2 pseudogenes are annotated in these 738 nt (G+C 63.7%); both read right to left on the bottom strand.

The features are described from left to right. Positions 1-302 (bottom strand): annotated as a pseudogene (locus RCCGE510_RS32690) (hypothetical protein); the annotation flags it as partial. Positions 303-395: 93 nt separating this feature from the next. Next, positions 396-738: pseudogene (locus tag RCCGE510_RS32695) on the bottom strand (plasmid partitioning protein); the annotation flags it as partial.

Below are 738 nucleotides of genomic sequence, written 5' to 3' on the forward strand. Positions count from 1 at the left end.
CCGAGCGCCGGTCGCTCAATGACTTTGAACGTGAGCGTGCTATCGAGCGAGAAGGTCCGGTGGATTCGGATGGCGATGACACCATTTGCGCCAAAATCGCCCTCGTGGAGGGTGAAATACGGTGAGAGGATGCTGGCACCGAGGCTGCGCTCGCCCTCCTTGCGGATCAGCTGGCCCCGGCTGTTGCGGGTCTTCCAGGCGGCGAGCTTTTTCTTAAACCGCTTGGGCGGTCGGGCGGTGCCATCCGACCAGGCGACGACGGACCCGATCGGGGCGAGATCATAAATCAGAGACGCGGACATTGCGCATTCTCCTTCAATTTTTGGGGAGCGTGAAAACGAAACCGCCGCCGGGACGACCGGCGGCGGAATAGCAAACGGATAAGAACGGTGCGGCTATTCCGCCGCGATCCCGTAAGCGGATTCCACCTGGTCGGAGGCTTCATCTGGACCGTCGGCGTCGCCGTTAGCGTCTGGCTGCACATCGCCGCCAGCATCGCCGGTCGCCACTTCGACCTCCTCATCGAGGGGATCGCCATGCTTCAGAAGATCGGCGATGTCCTTCGGGTTGGGCGCAAACACCGCGGCCGGAAGGACGAAGGCTGCCTCAGTCGATGCGAAGTGGTCGACGAGGGCTGCGCGGGTTTCGCGGACCCTCGCCCGAGGCTGGACGTTGGCCTCCCTGGCCGCGGCCTCCAGCGAAGGGCGCGACAGGCACAGAAGGAAATCCTCCGTTCCC

It is taken from the genome of Rhizobium sp. CCGE 510, assembly GCF_000292525.1.
In the GTDB taxonomy this organism is placed as follows: domain Bacteria; phylum Pseudomonadota; class Alphaproteobacteria; order Rhizobiales; family Rhizobiaceae; genus Rhizobium.